Origin of the sequence: Sphingomonas sp. MMS24-J45 (assembly GCF_044881195.1) — a bacterium.
Lineage (GTDB): Bacteria > Pseudomonadota > Alphaproteobacteria > Sphingomonadales > Sphingomonadaceae > Sphingomonas.
On sequence record NZ_CP173255.1, the window covers coordinates 3,469,223 to 3,492,132 of the forward strand.

The 22,910-nt window shown below is 64.8% G+C and carries 19 protein-coding genes; 8 read left to right on the plus strand and 11 right to left on the minus strand.

Annotated features, from left to right (window positions below):
* Positions 1-6: 6 nt before the first annotated feature.
* The 3 genes from fabZ to AB5I39_RS16720 all read left to right on the plus strand — a co-directional run bounded on the left by fabZ (position 7) and on the right by AB5I39_RS16720 (position 1,216).
* The gene (gene fabZ / locus AB5I39_RS16710; RefSeq protein WP_404369425.1) at positions 7-486 is read left to right on the plus strand and encodes a 3-hydroxyacyl-ACP dehydratase FabZ; all 480 of its coding nucleotides are present in this window, start codon (positions 7-9) and stop codon (positions 484-486) included.
* Positions 487-574: 88 nt separating this feature from the next.
* The gene (rpmE, locus tag AB5I39_RS16715) at positions 575-808 is read left to right on the plus strand and encodes a 50S ribosomal protein L31 (protein WP_404369428.1); all 234 of its coding nucleotides are present in this window, start codon (positions 575-577) and stop codon (positions 806-808) included.
* Between the two features lie 81 nt (positions 809-889).
* The gene (locus tag AB5I39_RS16720; protein WP_404369431.1) at positions 890-1,216 is read left to right on the plus strand and encodes a PilZ domain-containing protein; all 327 of its coding nucleotides are present in this window, start codon (positions 890-892) and stop codon (positions 1,214-1,216) included.
* Between the two features lie 95 nt (positions 1,217-1,311).
* On the opposite strand, the gene AB5I39_RS16725 is transcribed toward AB5I39_RS16720, so the two are convergent.
* Complete coding sequence (locus tag AB5I39_RS16725; RefSeq protein WP_404369433.1) at positions 1,312-2,703, minus strand: sensor histidine kinase; 1,392 nt, start codon at positions 2,701-2,703, stop codon at positions 1,312-1,314.
* Positions 2,700-3,422 carry a response regulator gene (locus AB5I39_RS16730; RefSeq protein ID WP_404369436.1) on the minus strand — a complete coding sequence of 241 codons (723 nt, stop codon included), beginning with the start codon at positions 3,420-3,422 and terminating at the stop codon, positions 2,700-2,702. Before AB5I39_RS16730 ends, AB5I39_RS16725 begins: the two co-directional genes overlap by 4 nt.
* A 122-nt stretch (positions 3,423-3,544) precedes the next feature.
* Here AB5I39_RS16730 and AB5I39_RS16735 point away from each other — a divergent pair, with 122 nt between their 5' ends.
* Positions 3,545-6,259, plus strand: coding sequence for a TonB-dependent receptor (locus tag AB5I39_RS16735; RefSeq protein WP_404369439.1), 2,715 nt, complete (start codon positions 3,545-3,547; stop codon positions 6,257-6,259).
* 54 nt (positions 6,260-6,313) lie between these two features.
* Here AB5I39_RS16735 and AB5I39_RS16740 read toward each other — a convergent pair whose 3' ends face one another.
* Complete coding sequence (locus AB5I39_RS16740) at positions 6,314-7,273, minus strand: class I SAM-dependent methyltransferase (RefSeq protein ID WP_404374211.1); 960 nt, start codon at positions 7,271-7,273, stop codon at positions 6,314-6,316.
* Positions 7,274-7,350: 77 nt separating this feature from the next.
* On the minus strand, positions 7,351-8,301 hold the full coding sequence (locus AB5I39_RS16745; RefSeq protein WP_404369442.1) for a hypothetical protein: 951 nt from the start codon (positions 8,299-8,301) through the stop codon (positions 7,351-7,353).
* A gap of 143 nt (positions 8,302-8,444) precedes the next feature.
* On the opposite strand from AB5I39_RS16745, the gene AB5I39_RS16750 reads away from it, so the two are divergent.
* The 4 genes from AB5I39_RS16750 to AB5I39_RS16765 all read left to right on the plus strand — a co-directional run bounded on the left by AB5I39_RS16750 (position 8,445) and on the right by AB5I39_RS16765 (position 11,656).
* Entirely contained in the window at positions 8,445-9,641 is a 1,197-nt protein-coding gene (locus AB5I39_RS16750) for a putative 2OG-Fe(II) oxygenase (protein WP_404369445.1), read from the plus strand.
* Positions 9,634-10,491 carry a hypothetical protein gene (locus AB5I39_RS16755; protein WP_404369447.1) on the plus strand — a complete coding sequence of 286 codons (858 nt, stop codon included), beginning with the start codon at positions 9,634-9,636 and terminating at the stop codon, positions 10,489-10,491. Before AB5I39_RS16750 ends, AB5I39_RS16755 begins: the two co-directional genes overlap by 8 nt.
* Entirely contained in the window at positions 10,488-10,760 is a 273-nt protein-coding gene (locus tag AB5I39_RS16760) for a PqqD family protein (RefSeq protein WP_404369450.1), read from the plus strand. The genes AB5I39_RS16755 and AB5I39_RS16760 overlap by 4 nt, the downstream gene beginning before the upstream one ends.
* A 206-nt stretch (positions 10,761-10,966) precedes the next feature.
* Positions 10,967-11,656: a hypothetical protein gene (locus AB5I39_RS16765; protein WP_404369453.1), complete on the plus strand. Its 690-nt coding sequence runs from the start codon at positions 10,967-10,969 to the stop codon at positions 11,654-11,656.
* Between the two features lie 283 nt (positions 11,657-11,939).
* Here the strand turns inward: AB5I39_RS16765 and AB5I39_RS16770 are convergent, their stop codons facing one another.
* Genes AB5I39_RS16770 through AB5I39_RS16800 form a run of 7 tightly spaced genes read right to left on the minus strand, consistent with a single transcriptional unit; the run spans position 11,940 to position 22,896 of the window.
* A complete protein-coding gene (locus tag AB5I39_RS16770; protein ID WP_404369456.1) occupies positions 11,940-13,667 on the minus strand; it encodes an asparagine synthase-related protein in 1,728 nt (575 codons plus the stop codon).
* Entirely contained in the window at positions 13,664-14,293 is a 630-nt protein-coding gene (locus AB5I39_RS16775) for a 2OG-Fe(II) oxygenase (protein ID WP_404369459.1), read from the minus strand. The genes AB5I39_RS16770 and AB5I39_RS16775 overlap by 4 nt, the downstream gene beginning before the upstream one ends.
* On the minus strand, positions 14,290-15,957 hold the full coding sequence (locus AB5I39_RS16780) for a tryptophan halogenase family protein (RefSeq protein ID WP_404369462.1): 1,668 nt from the start codon (positions 15,955-15,957) through the stop codon (positions 14,290-14,292). The genes AB5I39_RS16775 and AB5I39_RS16780 overlap by 4 nt, the downstream gene beginning before the upstream one ends.
* Before the next feature lie 54 nt (positions 15,958-16,011).
* A complete protein-coding gene (locus tag AB5I39_RS16785; RefSeq protein WP_404369465.1) occupies positions 16,012-16,857 on the minus strand; it encodes a thioesterase II family protein in 846 nt (281 codons plus the stop codon).
* Positions 16,854-20,933 carry an amino acid adenylation domain-containing protein gene (locus AB5I39_RS16790; protein WP_404369468.1) on the minus strand — a complete coding sequence of 1,360 codons (4,080 nt, stop codon included), beginning with the start codon at positions 20,931-20,933 and terminating at the stop codon, positions 16,854-16,856. The genes AB5I39_RS16785 and AB5I39_RS16790 overlap by 4 nt, the downstream gene beginning before the upstream one ends.
* Entirely contained in the window at positions 20,930-22,753 is a 1,824-nt protein-coding gene (locus tag AB5I39_RS16795; protein ID WP_404369471.1) for a non-ribosomal peptide synthetase, read from the minus strand. Before AB5I39_RS16795 ends, AB5I39_RS16790 begins: the two co-directional genes overlap by 4 nt.
* Positions 22,750-22,896 (minus strand): hypothetical protein, encoded by a 147-nt coding sequence (locus AB5I39_RS16800; protein WP_404369474.1) that lies wholly within the window; start codon positions 22,894-22,896, stop codon positions 22,750-22,752. The genes AB5I39_RS16795 and AB5I39_RS16800 overlap by 4 nt, the downstream gene beginning before the upstream one ends.
* Between the last annotated feature and the right edge of the window lie 14 nt (positions 22,897-22,910).

A 22,910-nucleotide genomic window follows, 5' to 3' on the forward strand; every position in this document is an offset into this window, starting at 1 on the left:
TCAAAGGTGAGCGACACTGAAGACCGCGGCACGCGTGGTCCGCTCGATATCGGGCGGGTCATGGCGGCGCTGCCGCATCGCTATCCGATGTTGTTGGTCGACCGCGTCGAGGAACTTCACCTCGACCGGTCGATCACCGCGATCAAGGCGGTGACGATCAACGAGCAGTTCTTCCAGGGGCATTTCCCTGGTCGTCCGATCATGCCCGGCGTGCTGATCGTCGAGGCAATGGCGCAGGCGGCGGGGATTCTCGCCGTCGAATCGCTCGGCCTCGCCGGTTCGGGTAAGCTCGTTTATTTCATGGCGATCGACGGCGCGAAGTTCCGCAAGCCGGTCGAACCCGGCGTGCTGCTCAAGCTCGAGGTGGAATTCGTTCAAAAGCGTTCCAGCGTCTGCAAATTTGCCGGGCGTGCGATGATCGACGGGCAATTGGCCGCCGAAGCGAACTTCACCGCGATGATCGCCGATCCGCCCAAGGCAGGCTGATCGCTCAAGAGTTGCTTGATGCGCGGCCCTCTGATAGGGGCCGCGCCTTGCTGCTGGTCGGTAACCAGCGGCGTTTCGGAGAATTGACGTGAAAAAAGGTATTCACCCCGATTATCACACCATCACGGTGCAGATGACCGACGGTACGCAGTTCCAGACCCGCACGACCTGGGGCAAGGAAGGCGATCTCATGACGCTCGACATCGATCCGCTGGCGCATCCTGCCTGGACCGGTGGGCGTGGCCAGATGCTCGATTCGGGTGGCCAGGTCGCGCGCTTCAACAAGCGTTTCGGCGCGATGTCGTCGATCGGCAAGAAGTAAGCGCTGCCGCGTCGTTAACGACGCATTAGCGATAGCGGTCTAGGATTTCCTTCTCGCGACCTTCGCGGGAAGGGATATCCGATGATTGCCGCCGAGTTCGAACCCGCACCAAAACCAGACCGTCGCCGGAGCCGACGCGCCGCGACTTCGATCAATGCCGGGCTGGGCCGCGATGGGCTCGATCGCGCGCTCTGCAAAGTGACGAACATATCGCTCCACGGCGCGCGTCTTCACACCTATTCGCCGATGGATAAAGGCGCGTCGATTTGGCTGACGTTGCCGCGGATCGGCCAAGTGACCGCGACGATCGTATGGGCGGACGATTTCGAAGCCGGTTGTCAGTTCGAAGAGCCGCTGGACGATGCCGCCTTTGCCAAATTGGTCGGCGCGAACGCCGAATTCGGCTAAACCATTCTCTCTGGTCGTCCCGTCGACGCTCGCGCGCAGGCCGATGCGTTGAACTTGGACCAGAAAACGCAAACGTCGGGTCGATCGGCCTGAGGTTAGGCTTCCGTCTCCGGGATCAGAAATTCGGGCAGGCGAAGCGTAGCGATGGTTCTACCATCTGGTGCTTCGGCCAAACCAAACTCCCCACCATATCTCGCTGCAAGATCGCTGACGATGCTAAGGCCGAGGCCGGCACCGCCCGTGTCGCGGTTGCGCGAACTATCGCCGCGTTCGAAGGGCCGCAGGAGTCGTTCGCGGTCAGTGGCGGGAATGCCGGGGCCGCTATCTGCAACCGATACGAACACCTGCCCGTCCGTGCGACGAAGGGCAACGGTGCCGCCACCGGCATAGGTGACGGCGTTGCGGAGCAAATTCTCTACGGCCCGCCGGAAGGCCAAGGTCGGCACAGCTACGCAGGCGTCGCCGCCGGGCAACAGGCTGATCGGTGCGCCCGCCTCCTTCATCTCCTCGACAATCGTGGCGAGCAGGGGCCTCGTATCGAGGATCTCCACAGGCGCGGCTGCATCACGGGCATAGGCAAGGACTTCGTCGATCATGGACTGCATCCGTTCTACATCGGCCACCATGCGGCTGCGCTGGGGCTCCGGTGCGGCTTCGATCCGCAGTCTCAGCCCGGTTAGCGGGGTCCTCAGATCATGCGCGATCGCGGTTAGCATCCGCGCGCGCTCGGCCGCCTCGATTGCAACCCGACTGCGCATGGCGGCAATCGCGGCGGCGGCCTCGCGCAGCTCGCGTGGGCCATCGGTCGGCCCGATATCGGTTTGATGGTCGAGCGCCCCGGCAAGCGCGCGGAACGGACGCGTCAAGCGCCGTGCGAAAATCCACGCAACCGGGGCAATCAGCAACAAACTGACTGCCAACGCGATCAGGATGCTACGCTGCCATCCGGCAAGGAAGGGTTGGGCCGGCGAAACGCTCAGCCAGCGATTGTCTGCTTGGCGGACGCTGACGGTAAAGGCCGGAAGCGGCAGGGCGAGCAGTGGATTGCCCAGCACGCCTGGCATTGCGCTGGGTGTGACAAGTTTGAAGGTGTTATTCTTGCTTTGCAGCAGAACGAAGGACGGTGGCAGCTTGGTGGCGTCGGTCCTGATCACCGTCGTCCGCGACGAACGACTGTTGGTGCCCGTGATCGCCAAGCCATTGTCCAGCCAGGACACCTGCACATCCCGCAACGGTTTGTTCAGTTCATCGGCGATCAGCGTTTCCAGCATCGATACGCGCTCGCCCTTGGGCCTTGTCGGCAGCAGGCGCCGTTCGAAACCCGGTATCGGTCGTTGCAGCGCGCCGATGACCTCTGCGGCGCTGGTCCGGGGCACGGGGGGTGGCGGTGCGAGGATCACGATCGCCGCGGTTGTCGCCACGCTCAAGGTGGCAACGGCAATGCCAAAGCCGCCGATATAGACGAGCGCGCTGGGCGGCCGCTTCATGCCGGACGCACCGATGGCAGGAACCGGTACCCGACACCGCGCACCGTTTCGATGAGGGGCACCGGATCCGCCTCGGCAAGCTTCCGGCGCAGGCGGCTGATGGCGATGTCGATCGCGCGGTCATAGCTTGCAGCATCGAGCCCGCGCGCCAGATCGAGCAGCATGTCCCGCGTCAGAATCCGCCCTGGGCGGCTGACAAAGGCAGCAAGCAGCGCATGTTCTCCCTCCGTCAGGACCAGGATACGTCCTGAAGGATCGCGCAGACGCCGATCTTCGACATCCAGTCGCCAACCCGCAAACGTCACACCAGCGCCCTCGCGGCGCGGGTCTGCCCGATCCGCAACGGGGCGGCGCAACAAGGCGCGGATCCGCGCCAGCAATTCGCGCGGCTCGAACGGCTTGGTCAGATAGTCCCAGGCCCCGACCTCGAGCCCGACGATCCGATCGGTCACGTCATCAAGCGCGCTGAGCATCAGGATCGGCGTCCCCGCCGGTGCCAGGCGCCGGCACAGCGACAAGCCGTCCTCCCCCGGCATCATCACATCGAGCACGATCAGATCGGCTGGCGCGGCTGCAAGCGCGCGTTCGCAGTTCGCGGCGTTGCTGGCGGTACGAACCGCATAGCCTTGCGCGCCCAGAAATTCGGCAATCGCATCGCGGATGCTGGCGTCATCGTCCACGACGAGGACCGTAATGATGGCGACGAACTCGGGCTCCATGACAATTCTTCTTAACGGCTGATTGTAGCATTTGCGTATCAGCGGCTGCTACGCACGCGTCATCACCGCGCTACCCGACCCTGCTTTTACAAGCCTCAGATGACCAGTCTGGGAGAACAGGCATGAATGCAAGGTTGCGGCTTCTGGCGAGCCTCACAGCACCGGCGGTGCCCCTCGCGCTGCACGCACAACAAGGGCAGCCGCCCCAAGTGCGTGCAGAAGCACCCAGACCCTCACCGCAGGACGCGCCCTCTGCCGGGCAGGGGGCGCCCAAGCCGCCACAATTCCGCAGCGCTGATGGTAAGCCGCTGCCGCCCGAAATCCTGCGAATGCTGCAGGAGCGCTTCAAGGATGGGGCGCCCCCTGCGGGCACTGTGATGCGGTTTCCTGCGGAGAAGGACGCCAAACCCTCCGGCCCGACTCCGCCACCCACCTCTGGTGATCAGGCACCGGTCAGCGATGCCCCCGTGTCGCCTGGTCCGAGCGGGCCGAGCAAAAAGCCACAATTCCGCAGCGCTGATGGTAAGCCGCTGCCGCCCGAGATCCTCCGCAAGCTGGAAGAACAGTTCAAGAATGGGCCGACGACCGCGTCGGCAGGGGACGCCAGCAGCGATGACATCGTGGTCGCGGCCGAAAAGCCGCGCGGATCGGTGCTTGCCAACATCCCGCCCGAACGCAGTTTCAGCCAGCTCGATATCCGGGCTTTCGGCGCAGACAATATCGGCGCGCTGCTCGATGCAGTCAGTGCCCAGACCTCCAGCAATCGTGGGCGCGGCGACAGCCCGCCAGTCACGCTATTAAACGGTCGGCGGATATCGGACTTTTCCGAAATTGCTCGCATCCCGTCGGAGGCGATCGAGCGCATGGAAATCTTCCCCGAGGAACTCGCGCTGAAATACGGTTATCGACCCGATCAGAAGGTGGTGAACGTCGTTACTTTTCAACGGTATCGATCAAAGATCGGGCAGATCGCCTCTCTCATTCCGGCTGAAGGCGGGCGGGCAAGTGGTGTCGCCAATGCCGATCTCCTGACCATCAATGGCGATACGCGCCTGAGCCTGGGGGCGACCTACAGCCGGTCCGATGCGCTGCTGGAGAGCGAGCGCGATGTGCGTCAGGTTGACGACGTCGCCGGGCTCGGCCAGTTCCGCACTTTGCTGCCGGAGACAGAGCAGTTCGGCCTCAATGGCGTCATCAGTGGTCCTGTGCTGAACGAGGTTTCGGCGTCGCTCAACGGCCGGGTCGACGTCAACCACAGCGAAAGCCTGCTCGGGCTGGGCATCAACGGACCGTTGCGCCGGAACAGCGATCGCACGGTCGGGCATCTCGGTAGCACGATCAATGGCCGCATCGGGCGCTGGCAGTGGACCGGCACCGCCACGTACGATCACACCGCATCCACCGTGCGGACGGACGCCGGCGACGGGAGCGATCGCCGCGCGCTGGCCCAATCGACCGATCGACTCGCCAAGGCGGATTTCGTGCTTTCAGGCCCAATCGCCTCGCTACCCGTCGGTCCGCTGTCGACGAGCATCCGCCTCGGCGCTGATTTTCGCGATTTTGACAGTCGCGCATCGTTCGGCACGAGCATCGGCCGCGCCGATCTGTCGCGTCAGCGTGGCGCGGCGCAGGTCGACGTCGATCTGCCGATCCTGAGCCGGAGGGAGGGAAAGGGTTCGCCACTCGGCAACCTCTCCTTGAACGCCAATGGCTCGGTCGAGCGGCTGTCGGACGCCGGGACGCTTGTTAGCTATGGTTACGGCCTGACATGGTCACCGGTCCCGGCAGTGAACATCGTTGCATCGGCAACGTACGAGGAGGGTGCGCCATCGCTGGAGCAGCTCGGCGGGCCGACGCTGGTGACGCCCAATTTCCGTACTTTCGATTTTGTCCGGCAAGAGGTCGTCGATATCGCGCGAATTTCTGGTGGAAACCCCGATTTGCCTAACGATCGCCGGCATTTGGTACGGCTCGGGCTGGACATCCACCCGCTGCGCAAAACCGACCTGTCGCTCAGTGCTGATTATGTCAGCACCCGGATCGACAATCCGGTCGCGGCCTTCCCGGTTCTGACGTCGCAGATCGAGGCCGCCTTTCCCGAACGGTTTGCGCGCAACGCGCAGGGCAGGCTCGAGGGGATCGACGGTCGCCCTATCAGCTTCGCGCAATCGAAGCAGCAGCAGATTCGCTGGGGTATCAACTTCACGCGGCCACTCGGTGCGGTGCCCGAGCTCCTGCGGAATGCACGCGTCAAAGTCTATAACAGCGAGGCGGATGCCCGCCGTGCCAATCCGAACGCGGTTTTTTCGCGAAGTGACCCGAGCAGTGCATTGGCGCAGGGGGCTGCAAATCTGACCAGCCGGTTGTTTCTCAGCCTTTATCACAATTGGTATCTGGAGGATTCGATCGCGTTGCGGAACGGGCTGCCAACGCTCGATCTGTTGAGGGGCGGGGCCGTTGACTATCTGGGTGGCAGACGGCGCCACCAAATCGAGTTCCAGGGCGGTGCCTTCAAGCGCGGGTTGGGGGCCCGAGTCACCACCACCTGGCTGAGTGGCACCCATACCAGGGGCTTTGGCGGACCAGGTGACGTACTGAATTTCAACGATTTTGCTACGGTGAACCTGAACCTCTTCGCCAATCTGGCCGAGCGTTATGCCAAGGGGCGGGCACCGGGCTGGGTGAAGGGTATGCGCGCGACGTTGGGGGTGACCAATCTCTTCAATACGCGCCCGCGGGTTCGCGATTCCGTGGGGCAGACGCCGCTAAGCTACCAGCCTGCTTATCTCGATCCAATCGGACGAATGCTGACGTTCACCCTGCGAAAGGCTTTTTGACGGTTGGTCGTTCAGCGAAAGAGGGGAAAAGATGGTGAGCGGGGTCGCCGCCGGTCATCCCACCGAGGAGTCAGCGTGGGCGGCAGCCTGCTTTACAAAGAGGATCGACAGATCCTGCGCGTCCGGTATCAACCGATTGTCGGGACCGTAGAGCGCGCGCTGCTCACGATGCGGTGGAGCAAAGAGGATCGGCACGTAATTGGCAGCAAGGCGCGTATCGGCAAGCCGAAAATTGCTGTGATACAGGGCCAGCAGGCCGTTAGGTTTGAGATATCGATCAAGGTCGAGGACGGCGCGCTCAAACCTTTCAAACGAAATGAACTGCGAACAATCGTCGGGGCGCAATCGGGACAACTCGCCGCGTTGCAGGACGGCCAGACACAAGATCAGATCATATTCGACGTCTCCCGCAGCGCCTGGAACACTCCCCTGAACGAAGCGGACGCGCGGATCGCGAATCCTTCGTCGCGCCGTGCGCAGCGCCCGTTCGCTGATGTCGACGCCCGTAATGTGAGCCTGTGGAAGCGCTTTGCGCAGCGCACGGACTTCGGCCCCGGTCGAGCAACCGAAAGACAGCACGTTCAGGTCGGCGCGATCGCCCAGTCGCGCCGCGATGTCCGCAAACAGATGCGGATAGCGATCTTCTCTCGTCCATGTGCTGAGCTGAAAGACAGCCTCGGGCCGATACCGTTGCAGGTAAAGCATCTCGCGATAGCTTGCATCTGACAGATAGCGCAGCGCCCTACGGAGGCGTCCGATGGCCGACACGCGGCGCAATCCCGGCGCGATGCTACGTAAAGGGGCTGAAAACCGTGCCAAGGTGACGTTGAGAACCTTTGCGGTAGAAGCGGCAGGCAGGAGTAGCATCCGACGCCTCGCGACCGCCAGATGCGAAAAATGGGGTGCACTATTTGAACGGACAAACAGCTTGGGCCGCGCTGTGCCATATATCCAGGTTTCGGTACTGCGTTTGCGGCGGTCGGCGATCCACCGTTCCGTCTGCAAGATCGGCACTACGTTCAAGTGCCATTCCGGACGCATCGCGTGTCGCTTTTGGGTCCCAAAAAAATTCTGATCGCTCAATCGTTTGATTAGATTGGTCGGCCTGAGGGGTGCGAACATCCATAGTCCACTCGGTCGAGCCACCGGACGCAGGTCGGCGCTGCGCTCAGCTCAAAATCGTGTGTCACATGCCATGCGGCATCCAGGAAATAGAGCGCGCCTTTCGCCCGAGCGCGCGCGCGGCGCACCGAGAATTGCGATGCACCGACCACGATTTCCCGGTCGCTCACCGCGAGCCCGCGCGTCATCATCGGACTGATCCGCTTTGCGCGGCCATCGAGCGCGATCAGCTCCCCCGCTGGCGATCCGCAGGCCAGCACGCTTCCGTCCGGTAGTTGGGCAAGATCGTGGCACCCGCTTAGCGGCAGATCCCAGCAGTCGATCCGGCGCCAGTTTGAGTCCAGCACCAGGATCTGGCTCGTCCGGCCGCCCCGCGGATCGCCATTGTGGAGCATCAGCAGAATATAGTGACCGATCGCCAGGATCGCATTCATATGGGCGTAGCCGCGATCCCAGGCGTTCAGCTCGGCGGGCGCTAGCGGTTGGGGGATATCGACCGGCGTACCATCCTCGGCGAAGGCGAGGATGCGCTGGTTATAGGTATCGAGGACGCACAATCGATCGCCCACGAAATCGATCTGATGACAGCCATTGTCGAGACCCTCGGCGAAAACGTCGCGCCCCACGATTTGCCCGCCGCGGTGCCGGAGCCTAATGATCCTGCCGAGGTTGGTCCGCGCGTGGGGCAGGTCGCACGCCTCGAACGCGTAGATCAGGTCATCCCGCAACGTGAGGCCGAAAAACAAGCCATGCACGATCAGCTTTGCCTGGCTGCGGTCCGCCGCAAAGAGGCCTTGGCGCGATGCGACGAGAAGCGGCATCGCGCCAATATCGGCATCAACCAGCCGAACCTCGCGCCGTGCATAGGCTTGCCGCGCGAGCGCCAGCGAAATCCGCTCCTGTGCCGCTTCATCGAACATGCGGCGGCGTCTATCCCCGGTTTCGCTTGCGCATCAGCAGCAGATATCATGCCGGGGGGCGAATCCTAGCCTTGCTTGCACGCAGTCGGGTTCCGCGCCATGGCAGGATGCTGTTTCACCCTGGATCATGGCACCCGCCAGCGATGCGATTGTTCTTCCCGCCCGCGCAGCGCTTTACCGTGGCAAGCCGCCACCGCCTTGCCGAAGCGCAGCTGGAGCAAGGGTTACTCGATCGCGCAGGAAAATTCGCCTTGGCGGCGTTGCGCCGGGAGGCTGCGGACGCGCGGGGCAGTGTGGCCCTGATCGAGCAGTGCCAGCCGCAGGATGCGCGCGAATGGATGATGCTGGGGTCGGCATGCCTGGAGGTCCGCGAGCCCGCTTATGATGGTCGGGCGCTGGCCGCCTTTGCTCGGGCGTTAGCGAGCGAGGGCGACGATACTGTTCGCCTCCGCTCGCTGCTTGGTTCGGCGCGCGCGCTCATGCGGCAGGACAAGATCGCGGAGGCGGAGCGGCCGCTTGCCGCGGCGGTCGCGCTCGCCCCGATGCACGGCGAGGCGGCGGGCCGCTACGGACGAACCGTTGCGCGATCGGATCCCGATCGCGCGGTCGATTGGTTGAGCCAGCAGATTGCAGCCGGCAATCGGTGCGCCGCCGTGCTGGAAAGCTGGGCAGGCGCGCTCGCGGCTGCGGGAAGGCGGCAGCAAGCCGAGGCGGCGACCGGGCTTGATCAATTCCTGCGGCAATCGAGGGCAGTGGCGCCGCCCGGATGGTCATCGCTAGATGCCTTCCACGCGGCGCTTGCCGAGGAACTCGCCGATCACCCCGCGCGCCGTCCCGAGCGTCTCGGTTCGGCCTCAGTACATAGCGTGCGGATCGACGAGCCGCATTTAACCGGTTCGCGGCATATGGCTGCGCTCGAATCGCATCTGGAAACCCTGATCGTCGCGCATCTGGATTCGCTTGACGGCAATCATCCGTTTCTCCGCGCGCGCCCGGCGGCTGCTCGAGTCCGGTATTGGGTGCTGCTGTCGCACGGTGAAGGGCATCAGATACCTCACGCGCATCCCGCTGGCTGGCTGAGCGGCGTCTATTATCTCTCCGTGCCGGAGGTGATTGCGGGCGGCAGCGGGTCGGAGGGGTGCCTCCAGTTCGTTTTGCCCGAACGCGTGTCGGCGCCCGGGCGGGCGATTGAAGGTCCGACGATCCGACCGCAGTCGGGTCTGTTCGTGACCTTTCCTTCGCATGCGCATCACCGCACCTTTCCCTATACGCCGGCCCTGGGCGACACTGCGCCCCGCATCGTCGTTGCGTTCGATCTGGAGCACCGGGACGATGGGTGAGGGCTATTGGGCGCGGGGATACGACCTAATCCTGCAGACCGACATTCCTGTGCCCGGCGCCACGCCGTGCCCGCCGCAGCCGCGCGCCGACATCCGGATTGCGCGGGGGGCGGTGCCTTCGATTGGCGCGGGGGCGATTTCCGCCGGGCCGCACGGTTCGCTCCTGCTCGATCTTGCGCCTACCGCGCGCTTTCGCTGCACGGTCGATTCCGTTGTCGTCGAGCCTTTCCCCGGTGCCGATCCTGCTCGGGTTTCGGCGCTGTTGATCGCGTCGGCCCTACCGGCATGTCTGTGGTTGCAGGGCGACCCGGTTCTACATGCCAGCGTGCTGGTTCCGGCGGGCGCATCGCGCGCGATCGCGATTTGTGGCGGCTCCGGAAGCGGGAAGTCGACGGCGCTCGAACTCATGCTCGCACGAGGCGCGAAGGCGGTGGGGGATGATACCGTCCGGATCGTCTCGGCGGGCGACGCCATTATCGCAAGCGGATTGCCTGCGGCCTACCGACGCCGACGCACCGCGAACGATGAGGAACGAGAGACGTTGCCGATCGAACCGTATCAACAGGCCGCGCGCGCGCCATTGCAAGCCATCTTCCTGCCGCGCCGCGCAGCCCCGGACGACGCGCCGCGCTTCGAACGGCTGGAGGGGGTGGCCAAGCTCCCGGCGCTTCTCTCACAACGGCATCGGCCAGCCATGCCCGAAGCGCTGGGCATTGAGGGACACCTTCTGCCGCACTTCGCGCGGTTTGCCACGCTCGACCTGCATCTCTGGTTCCGCCCGCCGGGTCCGCCGATCCTGAGCGAAGCGGAACTGACATTTCTGGAAAAGGCGGCTAGGACTGATTCATGACCGACAAAAGATGGCAACGACTTCCGGATTTCGTATCGACCGAGGCGGAGGGATCACACGTTCTCTTTAGCGTGCAAAGCGGGAATTATATCGCGCTCAACGCAAGCGCCAACACGATCTGGGAAGCGCTCGCGGACCCGGTGAGCGAGGAATCGCTTATCGAAACGCTCACTGCCCGCTATGCAGTCGATCGCGAGACTGCGGCTGCTGCGGTCTCGCGCACGCTGCGTAGTCTCGCCGACCTGCATCTGATTCAGCCTTCGATCTGACCTCGTTACCCGTGGCTGAGCCGGTGGCGTGCGCCGAGCATTACGGGATTGCCTTCGGGTTGCGCTGGCGGAGCGCGTTCCCCTTGCCGGTTTTTGCGTCCACCGGTCCTGGGGCATCGGACGTTAGCGTGGAACGCGGCCCTTGGCCGGTCGCGCCAATGCCAAGCGATGGGCGCAAGGTCGTGGTCGGGGAGGATCGCGTTCGCGTGCTGACCGACGGACGGACGGTTATCGATATCGTCGCGTCCGATCGCATGATCGTCTCGCAACCCGAAGAGGTACCTCTGTGCGCGCAGTTCTTCGGCGTCGCGGTCGCCGTGGTCATGGCGCTGCGCGGCATGGCACCCTTACACGCCTCGGCAGTGGCGATCGATGGGCGCGCGACCCTCGTCTGCGGTACGAGCGGTGCGGGTAAATCGAGTTTCGCGGCTGCGCTGATCGGGCAGGGGGGTAGGCTTATCTCGGACGATCTCAGCGTCCTCATGTTCGATGACAGCGGGCACGCCTGTGTGCTGCCCGGGCGGACGACGATCCGTCTTTTTCCCGAACTGGCGCGGTTGTTGGGGGATAACCCCGGCCCTTCCGTACTCAGCGACGGCGGGAAGTTGCGCTTTCGCCCCCCGCATGTCGGGGGGATGGCCCCGATCCCGGTTAACGCTCTCGTCCATTTGGACGCGTCGGATACCCCAATTCCGCGCACGTTGGCGACGAACCTGCTGGTTCAACAGGTTTATCGGCGTCCGGCGATGATGCGGCTGCCGGGGAGCGCAGCGCGCTTCGGGATGATCGACGCGCTCTGCACACAGGTCCCGCTGCAGCGCATCGTCGGATTGGCGGACCGCAATGTCGACGCTTTCGTGAGCCGCGCCAAACACTTACTGGGTCAGCATCGCTGACGAGCACGCGATGCCGAGGGCGACTCTCATCTGATTTGCCGATTGATTTTTAGGCTGAAGTGCTGTTGAAGCAGTGCGTTAGAACGGGGTGATATTATGAATATCGACTATGCAAATGGCACGGAGCGCCTGGTTTGGGTTGAACCGGTCGTGGAGTCGCTCGACATCCGCGCAACCGAGTCCAACTGGGGCACTCAAGGTAACGACGGTTTTAGTGCGCAGGATAGCGGGTCCTGATCGATAAAAAGGGTCTTTGATTGCGGATTGGTCCGGGCACCGGAAATCACCGTTGTCGGGACCACCACAATAGAAATTCGGCCGCCATCGCGGTCATGTGGAACGCCCCGCGAATGTGTGCGGGCCGCAGATTACCTGCGGCCATCGCATCCACATTCCGCGCGATCCAGCGCGCATCGAGAAAGTCCTGCACGTTTGCTGCGCGCCACGCGTCGATACTCGATGTAAGCGAAGGGGCTTCCCGGGTTAAGCGCTGGTCGTAATCGGGCGAGAAGGCGCGCTTCTCGGTACGCAATCGCGTTTCTTCCGGCACTTTACCGTTTAGCATCCCGCGGATCAGCGCTCGGTTATAGCCGTCGCGCCGTAGGAAAGATGCGGGCATCCCTGCAACCAGGCGCAACAGTTCGACATCACCCAGACAGGGGGTAGCCCGCCGGATCGAGACGCCGGTATCTGCGGTCGGGAAGACGCCGAAGCCAGCCTGCCCTCGGCTGAACCGCATCGGGCGCGATCGCGACACCCAGTCGGTCGGCATCGGTGGAACCGGTGCCCGCAGGGGCGCTGGTAGACTGGCGACGAACTCTGGCGCAAACTGCACCATGAAGCGCCGTGCGGGCTCCGCACTTCCCGGGCGAAGGGAGTCGCGAAAGCCCCGCACCGCGCGACGCGCCCGGTTCAGCGGCGTGTCGAAATAGGGTGATCGCGACAGCGCGGACTCGCCATATTCGCCGTCCAGCATCATTTGCACGCCGCGTTCCTGCGCCGCACCGTATATCGCATCGTAGAGATAGTGCCGCACCGACTTGGTCGGGCCGTTCTCCAGGTGATGCCGGGCCGGGCGATAGATCGCACATGTGTCGGAAGGCCAGACCGGCACCAGTTCGATGCCGAGATGATTGGCCGTCTGCTGGGTCCAGGCCCGTTCGTCGATCAGCCCGGTGCCTGGCGGTGCAACCGACGTGAAAGCGGTTAGCGTCTGGTCCGAGCGTAGCTCCTCGACGGCAATCGCGGCCACCAGCGCCGAATCAAGCCCGCCGCTCAGCGTCACGCCGATGCGATGATAGGGCGCCATCGCGCGGCGGATGATACCGCGCAAAGCATCGGTCGCCGCGGCGACGCCCTCCTCGAAACTGCCCTGCCACGGGATCGCCTGAAGCGGCGCGCGGCGCGCGATGTGCTTCCCCGCCGCATCGAGCGTGATGCATTGTCCGGCCTCCACCTGGCGGACCTGGCGCAGCACGGTATATCCCTCGTGCCCCAGCCGGAAACGCTGCGGCGATAGCTCGAACGCCAGGCCCGTGGGGTCGATCGCATCGTCGATCCACGACAGCCGCGACAGCGCTGTAAGGTTGGGCGCGACTGCGAAGCGCGAACCGGCTTGTGCGATCAGCACCCGGTCGCGCAGGCGATAGGAGGTCGCGACGTGCAGGCGCTTGTCGCGCTTGTCCCAGTGCAACAGCGACCATTCGCCGGGCATTTTCGCGCGCCCATCCACGCCCCAGCGCAACAGTGCAGCAAGAGCCAGTTCCGCCGGACCGGCTTCGGCCCGGCCCAATTCGACCGCCAATTTCGCTGCGTCGTGCAGGACGCCGAGAAAGATCAGGACATTCGCCGCGTCCTCGAAACGGTCGATCGTCCAGTGCGTCCCCGGGAAATCGCGCGCCGTGCCAGCAAAGCTTTCGTTCGCGGGATCGAGTCCGAGGATCTGGCAATCAGCTGGCTCGATCGGTTCTCCGGCGAACGAGCCAAGCGCGTAGAGTCCCGGCGCGATCATTTCGCTTCGTGAAAGCCACATGCGAACACCCGGCGCGGGCCACCGCTTGTCACCGGCAGGACGCGATGCTCGAGGGCATCGGAGATTCGGAAGAGCAGCGCCGAACCCGATTGGTTGTGGTGATGCCGAATCAGCATTTGCTTGGTCTGCCTGTCGCGTAACTCGAACATGCCGCCTTCATAGCGGTCGTCCGACAGATCGATCACCAGCGCCAGTCTGCGTCCGGGCTTGTGCGTGTCCTGATGCCACGACAGAAAGTCTTGGCCGCCCGCGCGATGTTCGGCGACCTCCCCCTCGACATGGACGAGGGTGCCGCAGCCCGCGACCCGTTCCAGCCAGCGCAGCAACGGCGCCCGCCGCAGTGCCAGCACCAGCGCGCCACTGGCGGGCTGGATGCCCGGTTCGACCTGGCGCATTCCAGGGGCTCCAGCGACCCGCTGTTCTACGAACGGCAAGCGCAGCGGAGCGTCGAGCATTCGCCGAAAATCCGGCGCGAGCAGTCCGGTGAGCAGGATCGCCGGCCGTTCGGCCAGAGCGGCGGCAACGGAGGCCTCGGCCTCTTCCTCGAAGCGCACGGCATTTGCCCCAATCTCTAAGGCGGCGACGTGCGCGACTGTCGGAATCACCGTGCCACCGGCGCCACTGGCGGACGCATGACGGTCAGATTGTCCGACAGCGCATCGCCTCCGATCGTCACCGGCGGCACATGGGGCGCACGCGCGGCGCTGCTTCCCGGCTTCGCCCCCGCCACGATATGGCGTAGCAGGTCGCTATGGTCGGGCAGCATGTCGACAGAGGTCTTCTTGATCGCCCCCCATTCGCGCTGAAACCGCTCCCAGACTTCGCGGGGGAGCATATCGGTCCCCCCGCCCGGCGGGGCGGTATAAAACCCTTTGCCGAACAACAGGGTGCAAAGGCTCCAATAACTGAACACGTTGGAAGCGCGATGGTCTAACGCGTCCGGGAGCGAATGCCGCCACACTGCGAGGCTCTCGTTCAATCGATCCGAGCGCTTCGCCTCATGCCGAACCGCACGCCAATAGGGCGTGTCGTCGCGGTTGCTGAGGGAGAAATGGAGGCCCAGGAAATCGCGTATTTCCTCATATTGACCCGTCATTGCTTCGTTGAACTTCTCCGCTAGCGCGGGCTCGAAATCGACGCTGGGGAAGAATTGCAGCAGCCGTCGGCACGCGGTTTCGATCAGCTGAATTGCGGTCGATTCGAGCGGCTCGATGAACCCGCCGGAAAGGCCGATCGCAACGCAATTGCCGACCCAGGAGCGGCGGCAGTGCCCCACGCGCATGTTCAGCGTACGCGGCTCGGTCAGCAGCGTCTCGCCGTCGAGATAGCCGCGCACCTCGTCCAGCGCCTGTTCGTCGCTGGCGAACGCCGAGGAGAAGACGTAGCCGGTGCCGATCCGCGATTGGAGCGGGATCTTCCACGACCAGCCGGAGCGGCGCGCCGTGCTGATGGTTGCCGGATAAAGATCGGGCGTGGACGCGTGCGCGATCTGAACCGGTATCGCGCGATCGTTGAACAGGTAATCGGCATAGGAAAGGAACGGCTCATCCATCGCCTTGTTGATCAGAAGACCCTGGAAGCCGGTGCAATCGATCACCAGTTCGACCGGGCGCCGCGTTCCGTCGGCCATCACCAGCTCGGCGATGTTGCCGCGTTCATCGCGGGTCGCGCCGACGACCGTATCGCGGACATGCTCGACACCGCGCCCGACCGCGATCTCGGCCAACAAGGCTGCGAACTTGCCTGCATCGAGATGATAGGCATAGCCCTGCGGGCCGGTGAACGGCGCGCTGTCGAACATTTTGGGGCCCTTGTAGAGCGTCGCGCGCTCCTCAGAATGGCCGATGACCGACGTAAAGCTGGGATCACAGCCTAGTACCGCGGCGTCGGCCCCGTAAGCCAGCAGCGCCGCTCCGGGATTGCGTCCGCGGATCTGTACCCCGCCTTCGAAACCGTGAAAGAACCGCGTGAAGGCGCCGGATTCGTCGACGTTCCAGTTCCGAAAGTCGACCCCCAGCTTGAACGTCGCCTCGGTCCGCGCGATGAACTCGCGCTCGCTGATCTCGAGATGGCGGAGCGTCCGCACCATTGTCGGAACGGTCGCTTCACCGACGCCGATCGTAGGCACATCCGGTGCTTCGATCAGTGTGACGCGCACGCCTTCGGGATGGCCGTAGGCCCATTGCAGGCGATGATTGAGATACGCTGCGGTAAGCCAGCCGGCGGTGCCGCCCCCGACGATCACAATGTTCTTGATCGGCGTGCCCAAGTGCCTATTTTTCCTTGATATTACGGATTGTTACTGCTGTTCGTAGCGCAGCCGCTACACTGTCTCAAGCGGAAGCGAGTTAACCAACCAATTGACGATGGCGGCGCCGACGTTGGCGATCGCTGGTTCCGCGATGATCGACGCATGATCTGCCGCCACTTCGCTAACACGCATGCCGCTGGATGTTCGCGCTGCCCATCGCGCGATTTCGGATGCCGGAAGAGCCTCCGGGCCCTGCGTCGCGCGCAACAGGTGTATGGGTGCCATGACCGCGTCGGCGCGCACGATAGCGGCGATCGTGGCGATCGCTTGCTGAACCCGCGCCACCGTCGGATACAGGCTGCTGAGCGGAGTAATCCCCGCCAGCCGCGCAATTTCGAAGCGCCGTGCAAGACTTTCCTTGGGGAGACGCGTATCCTGACGGATTTCCGGGACCGGGAGCCGCGCCGGATCGATCAGCGTCAGGGAGGCGACTCTATCGCCGCGCGCTTCGATCCGGCGCGCCACTTCCAGCGCGATGACGCCCCCGGAACTGTAGCCGCCGATATGGAGCGGCGCACCCGGCTGCCCGCCCGCGCACACTGCGTCGACGTAACGGTCGATCAGCGCTTCGGCGTCCTGCAGGACGGAGCGGGTGCCGTCCTCAGCGAAGCCTGCGTTGATCCCCACGAGACCCAGGTTCGGCGGCAGGTGCCGAGCGAGCTGATGCAGGAAAAGCGTGCCACCGCCAGCGCCGTGGATGAAGGCGAGTGTGCAACCGCCGGCTGCAGCCCGGCGAATGTCGACGCGTTCGGGTCGGCAGGGCCCGCCCGGCGCTGGGCCGGCCGCTTCGCCGAGCAGACATTCGAGCAGTTCCGCCTGGGCGCGAGTGAACGTCGCGATGAGTGGATCGGTCGTCATTTGCCACCCTCCGTCGCTGGTTCGCTTGCGGCGCGGAGCGCGACGGCCTCAACATCGGTCAACGCAGCGACCCGGTCTATCAAACGCTTCACACGCAGATTTTCGTCCAGGCCCGCGGGCGCATCCGCGCTCGCGTCGGGGATACCCCCCACCACCATATGAAGCAGGCGGTGCGACGGCCCCAGCGCAAAGACCTTGGCGAGGGTCGCTTCGTCCGCACTGCCGATCTGGCACAGGGCCAGCCCGCAGCTTGGCGCCGCAATTTCCAGCAAGCTCGTCATGAGTCCCGCTTCGATGCCGGCGAACGCTAGGCTGCGGTCGCCGTACAGCGGCTTAATCGCCCGAAGTTCGACGACCAGTGCAATGGCGAAAGCGGCTTCCGCCAAAACCGGCGCGCCGGTGAGCGGATCAACCGCGGCGGTGGTAAGCGGGGCATCGGTGTTGAGCGGACGCAGCGCCAACGCTTCAGCGTCGTGGTAATAGGCTCCGCCTGGCAGGCCGACGATGCGGCCCGGCTTGGCGAACAGGTACGTCTGAACGGCATAGGCATCCCCCGCCGAGCCATAGCGGCGCCATGCACCGCGCTGCGCGAGCGCATCCAGCAGCGCCGCGAGACTGGCCAACGGCAGCGGGCGCAGCGCGAACTGCCGCACCGAGCGCCGTGCGTCGAACAGGTCGCGTAGCGGCTCGGGCAGTGTGCCGACAAGCGGCACGACAGCGCTATCGCCCGCGGTTTGGCGGCGGCCATGACGCGCATTCTTGAACGCATTGCGTGCCGCCGGATCGCGGATCACCCCCGAGAGATTGGGGGAAAGACCGGTCGCGCCAACTTGCGCGGCGAGCCAGCGAACAGTCGGTGTCGTATAGAAGGCGCGAACGTTCGGCCTGCTGCCGAACCGTTCCTCGATCGCGTTGACGACACGAATCGCCTGGAGCGAGGTGATGCCGAAATCCAGCAGATTGGCATCCGGGACGGGCCGCGCCCCTCCCGCGATCTCCGCCACCACCCCGGCGATCACCGTCATAATCCGGTCGCCGTCGGGTTGGGTCTCTTCCTGCGGATCAGGCTGAGGGCTGGAATCGGTCGGGTTCATCGCGGCGAGACGCTTGCGATCGACCTTCCCGTTCGGGGTCAGCGGCAGCGCGGCGAGCGGCGAGAAGAGCGCGGGGACCATATAGGCCGGCAGCAGCTCGCGCAGGTGATCGCGGAGCGATGCCGCGCCCGACGACGCGCCTGCGGGCACGACGTAACAGACGAGCTTGCGATCGAGCGGGCCGGCGCCATGCGCGACCACCGCAACCGCCCGGACGGCCGGATGCTGGCTCGCCACGCGCTCGATTTCGCCGAGTTCGATACGGAAGCCGTTGACCTTGACCTGATCGTCGCTGCGGCCAAGGAACTCGATCGTGCCGTCCGGTAGATAACGGCCGCGGTCGCCGGTGCGGTACCAGCGTGCACCATCGGAGCCCACGACAAACCGCGCTGCGGTCTGTTCGGGGTCACCGAGATACCCGCGTGCCAGCCCCGCGCCGCCGATCCAGAGTTCGCCCGCTACCCAGATCGGGCGGTCTGCCATCTGCGAATCGACCACACGAAACTGCTGATTGGCGAGCGGGCGTCCGTAGGGGATGTTCGTGCCCACTGCTCCTGGGTCGATCGGATGGAAGATCGACCAGATCGACGCCTCGGTCGCTCCGCCGAGGCTGGTGATCCGAGCGGCAGGAGCAATTCGGCGGATCTGCGCTGGCAGGGCTGGGGAAATCCGGTCGCCGCTCAGCAACACGTGTCGAAGCGAGTCGAACCGCGGGCCAGAGCTTCCGGCAGCATGATCGACGAGCATTTCCATCATCGCCGGTACGCTGTTCCACAGCGTGACGCCGTGCAGGTCGATGAGCCGCGCCAACGCCGCGGGGTCAGCCGACTGGTCTGCGTCCGGCACCACGATCGTGGCCCCTGCGGCAAGCGTGCCGAAGATATCGTAGACCGACAGATCGAAGCTCAGTGCCGATTGGGCGAGCACTCGATCGCTCGGCCCAACGCCGAAGCGGTGGTTGATGTCCAGGATGGTGTTGACCGCGCCGCGATGATCAATCGCCACGCCCTTCGGCTCCCCCGATGAACCGGAGGTATAGATCACGTAGGCAAGATCGTCGGGCGATCCTTGCGGCACGCGCGTCGTCGGAAGATCTGTATCGAGATCGTCGCCTACTTCGATCACGCGCACGGCGTCGGCCCAGGACGAAACCGGCAGCCCGCGCTGGGTCAGTGCGAGCGTTGCGTTCGATCGCGTGAGGATCTGCGCGATCCGCGCCGTCGGCCAGCCGGGATCGATCGGGAGATAGGCGGCGCCGGTCTCCAATACGCCGATCACCGCCGCGACCTGCTCCCGACCCTTGGGCATGACGACCGCAACCAGCGGCGGGGAACCAGCTTCGACAATGTGGCGTGCAACCGCCGCGGCGTGGCGGGCGAGCTCCCGGTAGGTCGTCGTCCCAGTCGCGTCGATCAGCGCCGGGTGATCAGGCGCGCGCACAACATGATCGCGCCAAAGCTCCTGCAACAGACGCTCGGAAAACGGCCCCTGCGTCGCGTTGGCGTCCGTCGCGACACGCGCAGCTTCGGGCGGAAGAAGATGCTTCGCTATGCCATTCCACGAGGCGGACAGGGGCAGGGCGCCGCTCGCAAGTGCCTCGATCAGTTTACCGAAGGCGGCGAACATGTCGTCCATCATGCCATCGGGGAACACCGCATCGACCGAGTTCCAGTCATATCGCAAGCCCGCTGCGGTGTTCCGGACCATCAAATCGATCCAGACTTGCGGTGTTTGGCTGACGGAGAAAACCTCTTCCCCGATCCAGTCCAGCTCGTTTTGCGCGGTTGCATCGGCTGTCACCGCGCTGGTGAATACCACCGGCATCATGGCGCCGGCGGGATCCATCCCGCCGCGGAGCATTTCCCGAATGACGGCGACGCCGCCGAACTGGCGGTGGTCGATATCGCGCCACAGCTGTTCCTGGATTTGCCGCGCCCGATCGCCAAAACGCTGTGCACCGCGCGCGCCAACCTCCAGCAACGACAGGCCGGTGAAGTTCCCCACGATGCCTTCCGTGCCGGGCGGCCGGTTGAACAGCGTGAGGTTTAGCGTGAAGGCTCCCCCATCGTGCCAGAGCGCGAGCACGTCGGCATAGGCGGCGAGCAACAGCGCGTTGATCGACAGGCCGCCGTCGCGCGCGATCTGGGACAGCCGGTCCCAGGCGACTGGGTCGAGGCGCCCGGTGCGGCGGCTGAATCGCACGGGCTTCGGTTGCGTCTCCCGCTGCGGCAGGTTGGGTGCTGTCGGCAGGGTGTCAAGCCGGGCCAGCCAATAATCGCGTGCACGCACCCGGGCCGGCTCATCGATTGGCGTCTTAACGATCGCGTCGCGAAAGGAGCCGGACAGCGCGGGCAGCAGCGCGTCCGGATCGCGATACACCGTGCCCCATTCGCGCAGCAGTCGGGCCCGGCTGTCGAGGTCGACCGTCATCGAATCGAAGCTGAGGTGAAGGCGCATTCGATGCTGATCGATCAGGCTGGCGTGGATCTCGAACAGCGGCCATCGATCGAGCGGCAACACCTGATGCGACATGCGATCCCGCGTCGAACTCAGGATCGCATCCGCGACATCCAGAGGGAGCGCGCGCAGATCGTCTCGCGCGATGCAATAGGGCGGCACTTCCGCAAGAACGCGCTGCGTGCCATCCCCCGAGATCATCGCGCGAAGCATCGGATGACGGTCGATCAGCGCTTGCCAGGCGCGCTCCAGCCGGTCGATGTCGAGATCGCATCCCTCGATCTCGACATAAGCGTGCGTCGACACCGAGCCGAGGTCGAAATCCCCCGTGCGTCCGGCCCAATAGGCCTGCTGCACATCGGTCAGCGGGAAGGGCAGGAACGCATCCGTGGGCGGCGCGGGAGCGGGATCGCCGCGCGGCGGCAAGGCTTGGCCCAGCCGCTGCTCGAACGCCGCGCGCATTTCCGCGGGCAGAGCGGCGATACGACGACGGAGCGCGTCGTCCTCGGTTCGTTGCGAGATCATTGCGCCAATCCCGCTGCGCCCTCCAGTTCCGTCAGGATCCGGTCAAGCGCTTCGGGCGATAGCGCCTCGGCCTGAAGCGCGGTCAGGGTCAGCGCCAGACTGCGAATGGTCGGGTCGATCAGGAAGCGCGAGATCGGCAGTTCCACGCCGGTCTCGGCGCGAAGGCGCGCGACGATCTGGACGGCGGCGATCGAATTTCCGCCCAGATCGAAGAAATTGTCGTCGATGCCGATATCCGGCACCCCCAGAAGCTCGATCCATAGCGCCGAAAGCAAATGTTCGGACGGGGTCACGGGTGCTGCATAGGCCGGTCGTGCGGGCGGTCGATCCAGGCCCAGTTGCGCCGCCATTTCGATACGGCGCAGCTTGCCCGTGGGGCCTTTAGGGATCGCGTCGAGCAACAGGATCTCGCGCGGCATGCGGTGATCCGAGAGGCGTCCGAGCAGGAAGGATAGCAGGGCCGACGGATCGGCGTCGGCACCCGGGCGCAGCACCACGGCGGCGACAGCATCCTCGCCCAGCGTGGCATGCGGGATCGCGAAGGCGACCGCTTCGGCGACCGCCTCGTGGGTCAGCAGGACGTTCTCGATCTCCACAGGCGCGATCTTTTCGCCGCCGCGGTTGATCATTTCCTTCGCTCGTCCGGTCAGCCAAAGGAAACCGTCGTCATCGAGACGACCGATATCGCCAGTCCTAAACCAATCCCCGGCAAAGGCCGTCCGGTTCGCTTCGGGATTGTCGAGATATCCCTGCATGACGTTCTCGCCACGCACGCCGATCTCTCCTTCTTCGCCGGAGCCCAGCAGCCGCCCCGTCGCGCCGAGAATCGCAACTTCGGGGCCGGCAGCCCGCCCGACGCTCCCGAAGCGACGGGCATCGGACAGCGGATTGCTGGTCATCTGATGCGCGGCCTCAGTCATCGCATAGGCCTCGACGACGGGAATGCCGAACAGCGCTTCCAATCGCTCCCCGACGTGCGGGGGCAGTGCGGCGGAGCAGGAGCGGATAAATCGCAGGCCGCTGTGCGCCGCCCCGTCTGGCGCCGCCTCCGCCCAGCGCAGGATCGCCTGGAGCATCGTCGGCACTGCGGTCAGCCAGGTCGGGCCCACCGTATCGATCCAGCCGGGAAAGGCGGCCGCATCGAACCCACGCGTGCAATGGACGCTGCCCCCCGCAACCAGCGGTGCGAGCAGCCCGGCGACGAGGCCGTGCACGTGGAACAGCGGCATCATCTCCAGCCCCCGGTCGTGCGGACCGAGTTGCAGCGTCGCGGCAATGTTGCGGGCCGAGGCATGAAGCTGGCGATGCGTGATCGGGACGAGCTTCGGTCGTCCTGTCGTTCCCGAGGTGTGCAGCAGCAGCGCGAGATCGGATGGCTGGGGCACCGTCTCTGCAACGCTCGGGCCTGCGGTGCCGCGCAATGCAAAACGTCCAACGGGGTCCAGCGGCTCGGTCTCCAAGATCGGGATCGCCAGCTCGCGTGCCACGGCAATCGCGGGCGACGTCGAACCCGCCTCCACGATCAACGCGCGCGCGTTCAGGTCGGAGAGGTAGAAAAGGAACTCGGCGGCAGTGTAGCCGGGGTTGAGCGGCGCAGCGACTGCTGCCGTCGCTACGGCGAGAAAGGCTGTTGCCGCTTCCGGGCCGTTCCGGAGCACGATCGCCACGCGATCGGCGCGACCGATCCCTCCGTGGGCCAGGGCGGAAGCATTGTCTGCGACATGCGCCCGCAGCGTACGATAAGAGAGGGGCTGACGAGCAGGGTCGAGCAGCGCCGGCATATCGTCCGCGCCAATGCTGATAAGGTAGTCCAGCGTCATGATCCGAGCACCGGGCGCTGCACGGCGTGGAGCTGTTCGGTTGTGCGGATTGCCTCTCCGAACCCGACCGTCACACTGACCGGGGTATTTCGTACCGTCACGACGCGCGCAATCCTTTCCAGCAGGCTCGTACGTCTAGGCATTCCGTGCATTTGCA

Excerpts from the sequence above, each read along its gene's own strand:
- AB5I39_RS16720 (WP_404369431.1), top strand. The coding sequence starts at position 890 with ATGATTGCCGCCGAGTTCGAACCCGCACCAAAACCAGACCGTCGCCGG.
- AB5I39_RS16725 (WP_404369433.1), bottom strand. The coding sequence starts at position 2,703 with ATGAAGCGGCCGCCCAGCGCGCTCGTCTATATCGGCGGCTTTGGCATT.
- AB5I39_RS16730 (WP_404369436.1), bottom strand. The coding sequence starts at position 3,422 with ATGGAGCCCGAGTTCGTCGCCATCATTACGGTCCTCGTCGTGGACGAT.
- AB5I39_RS16735 (WP_404369439.1), top strand. The coding sequence starts at position 3,545 with ATGAATGCAAGGTTGCGGCTTCTGGCGAGCCTCACAGCACCGGCGGTG.
- AB5I39_RS16745 (WP_404369442.1), bottom strand. The coding sequence starts at position 8,301 with ATGTTCGATGAAGCGGCACAGGAGCGGATTTCGCTGGCGCTCGCGCGG.
- AB5I39_RS16750 (WP_404369445.1), top strand. The coding sequence starts at position 8,445 with ATGCGATTGTTCTTCCCGCCCGCGCAGCGCTTTACCGTGGCAAGCCGC.
- AB5I39_RS16755 (WP_404369447.1), top strand. The coding sequence starts at position 9,634 with ATGGGTGAGGGCTATTGGGCGCGGGGATACGACCTAATCCTGCAGACC.
- AB5I39_RS16760 (WP_404369450.1), top strand. The coding sequence starts at position 10,488 with ATGACCGACAAAAGATGGCAACGACTTCCGGATTTCGTATCGACCGAG.
- AB5I39_RS16770 (WP_404369456.1), bottom strand. The coding sequence starts at position 13,667 with ATGATCGCGCCGGGACTCTACGCGCTTGGCTCGTTCGCCGGAGAACCG.
- AB5I39_RS16785 (WP_404369465.1), bottom strand. The coding sequence starts at position 16,857 with ATGACGACCGATCCACTCATCGCGACGTTCACTCGCGCCCAGGCGGAA.
- AB5I39_RS16790 (WP_404369468.1), bottom strand. The coding sequence starts at position 20,933 with ATGATCTCGCAACGAACCGAGGACGACGCGCTCCGTCGTCGTATCGCC.
- AB5I39_RS16795 (WP_404369471.1), bottom strand. The coding sequence starts at position 22,753 with ATGACGCTGGACTACCTTATCAGCATTGGCGCGGACGATATGCCGGCG.
- AB5I39_RS16800 (WP_404369474.1), bottom strand. The coding sequence starts at position 22,896 with ATGCCTAGACGTACGAGCCTGCTGGAAAGGATTGCGCGCGTCGTGACG.